This window comes from Salifodinibacter halophilus, from assembly GCA_012999515.1.
Taxonomy (GTDB): Bacteria; Pseudomonadota; Gammaproteobacteria; order Nevskiales; family Salinisphaeraceae; genus Salifodinibacter; species Salifodinibacter halophilus.
In genome coordinates, this window is record JABEEB010000606.1 from 1 (window position 1) to 243 (window position 243).

General features: G+C 71.6%; 1 protein-coding gene. It reads left to right on the plus strand.

Going from position 1 to position 243, the window contains the following annotated elements:
• The coding region (locus HKX41_13005; protein ID NNC25052.1) for an alkene reductase at positions 1–241 on the plus strand (241 nt) is incomplete at its 5' end.
• Positions 242–243 lie beyond the last annotated feature (2 nt).

A 243-nucleotide genomic window follows, 5' to 3' on the forward strand; every position in this document is an offset into this window, starting at 1 on the left:
GGTCTATGTCGGCGGCTACACCGCGCAGCGCGCCGAAGCGGCGTTGCAGGCGGGCTGGGCCGACCTGATCGGTTTCGGCCGGCCGTTCATCGCCAACCCCGATCTGCCGCACCGGCTGCGTCATGGCCTGGCGCTGGCCGACGGCGACCGCGCGACCTATTTCGGCGGCGCCCAGCAGGGCTACACCGATTACCCGACGGCGAGCGATCCGGAAACGGTGGCCGAGGCGGAAACCGCCTGAGC